The organism is Jannaschia seosinensis, assembly GCF_001408515.1.
GTDB classification, from domain to species: Bacteria; Pseudomonadota; Alphaproteobacteria; order Rhodobacterales; family Rhodobacteraceae; genus Jannaschia; species Jannaschia seosinensis.
The window spans coordinates 1-1,911 of the sequence record NZ_CYPR01000164.1 but is presented as its reverse complement, the minus strand read 5'-3'; the positions used below and the strand labels follow the sequence as shown (position 1 = coordinate 1,911).

General features: G+C 62.9%; 1 protein-coding gene and 2 pseudogenes. 1 reads left to right on the top strand and 2 read right to left on the bottom strand.

Features of this window, described 5'->3' with window-relative positions:
- Both JSE7799_RS12705 and JSE7799_RS21795 read right to left on the bottom strand, forming a co-directional pair.
- Positions 1-394, bottom strand: a 394-nt coding sequence (locus tag JSE7799_RS12705; RefSeq protein WP_503089886.1) for a transposase family protein, incomplete at its 3' end; no start/stop codon positions are given.
- A gap of 419 nt (positions 395-813) precedes the next feature.
- A pseudogene (locus tag JSE7799_RS21795) lies at positions 814-1,322 on the bottom strand (integrase core domain-containing protein); the annotation flags it as partial.
- A 92-nt stretch (positions 1,323-1,414) separates the two neighbouring features.
- Between JSE7799_RS21795 and JSE7799_RS19915 the strand changes: the two are divergent.
- A pseudogene (locus JSE7799_RS19915) lies at positions 1,415-1,889 on the top strand (transposase); the annotation flags it as partial.
- Between the last annotated feature and the right edge of the window lie 22 nt (positions 1,890-1,911).

Sequence of the window (1,911 nt, the reverse complement as noted above, 5' to 3'; positions counted from 1 at the left end):
AGGCCTTGAAGGCGCTGTGCTTCGGCTTGGCCGCCTTGGTCTTCAGGTCGCGCAGGTTCCCCACGCCATGCCGGCGCAGGCAGCGGTCCAGCCCCGAGCGCGAGGCGTTCGGGTTCAGGAACTCCCGCACAACCGCCAGCAGATCATCCAGCGACACCAGCAGCGCCTTTCGCAGGGCCACCGCGACGGCCTCCTGCGGTGGTGTCAGCGTCGTCTGGAGCCTGTGCGGCGTGTGGCTGCGATCCGCGACGCTGTCGCGCTTGCGCCACTTGTAAACGGTCTGCTCCGTTATGCCGAAGCGCTCGGCCAGGACCGGAGCAGGCTCCGTGCTCGCCTGGATCGCTGCCCGCACCTTCGGCGTGGTCGTGGCCTGCTTGTGAAGATGTATCAGCATGGTCGTGCCCCGTCTCGAAGGTCCCTCAGAACCGATCTTGCCATGAAGAGCGCGGATCGTCGCGGGGAAAGGTGATCATCCGGGACGGAACAGCTATATTCAGTTCTCTAAAGATGGACTTGATCGGTGGTCCCGACGCTTTGCCTCGTCGCCACACGCAGTGCGCTGGGTGAGAAATCGCGCCTGACACCAGGCTCGATACCCGTTCTTATAGACCGGAGTTATCTGATACCCTTGCTCCTTGACGCACAAACAAGAGACAGCGGCAGGATTGGTTGAAGGCGTCAACCTATGGCACTTCCAGTAGCGATCCTGCAAATCAACTAGCAGCAACACATGCCAAGTAATTCAGTCCAGCGGCTACTACGTCTCGCGCTCCAATGGGCGTGGTCTCAGTGACCTGCACCCCGGATTGTCCTCTAGAAGTCAGCTCTATTCCGGCTTTGGCCCTTTTCTGGCCGGTCTCGGTGTTCCCACCGGGTGGGCCCGTCGAGGCTCGTGTGCGGGCGGTGGTAATTACAATCGTCGCGCCATGCCGCAATCGATTGGCGGGCATGGTCGTCCATTGAAGGCGCCATTGGTTCGGGCCCAATGGACGACGGCTGGAGAAGAGGTGCTGGATGAGGCATTCGTCGCGGAGTCGGCCGTTGAAGCTCTCCACCAGGCCATGTCTCGCACGGGCTTGCCCCCTTTCGGGATCATGCTTCGCATGACCCTGCCGGGCAGCGGGACGCGATGTCGTGCCATTCGACGCTGCGCTCTGCCTGCCAGCGCAGGATCGCGGAGGTCAGCTCGGTGCCGTTGTCGCTGACCCCATGCCGGGATAGCCCCGTATCCCGGCGATCCGGTCGCGTTCGCGCGCGACCTGGAGGTCGGAGGGCGAGGTGTCGACCGCGGCGGCCAGACATTCGCGGCTGAAGTCGTCGATACTGGCGTCATGTTAGGCGGAAAATCTTGGCGGTGCCGAGGGCAGAGAAGCGGTTCATGAGGGCGATCCGAATGTGAACTTCGGCGGTCTGGCAAATTGCTAAAAAGACGGCTCGTATCGATGCTCGGACGAAAATCGCGAAGAGCTCGGCAGAAAAAAGCGACACGGCTCGTCGCTTGCAGACGATGCCGGGAGTCGGCCCGCTAACCGCGCTCGCGATCGAGGCATTTGCGCCAGATATGATGAATTTCCGGCGCGGCCGCGATTTCGCCGCGTGGTTGGGGCTTGTCCCACGTCAGCATTCATCAGGCGGCAAGGAGCGGCTCGGGCGCGTGTCGAAAGCCGGCCAGGCTGACATCCGCCGCCTCCTGATCGTCGGGGGCGATGTCGCGCCTGAACTGGCTGGGGCGCTGGTCGATACCCGAGGGGTCCTGGCTGGCCCGGATGCTGGAGAGAAAGCCCCGGATGCTGGTCGCGATCGCGCGGGCCAACCGGATGGCCCGGGCGATCTGGGCGATGTCCACCAAGAAGGAGAATTATCAGGATCCGGCACGAGCTACTGCATGAGCTGAACAGCGAAAGCAGTCTC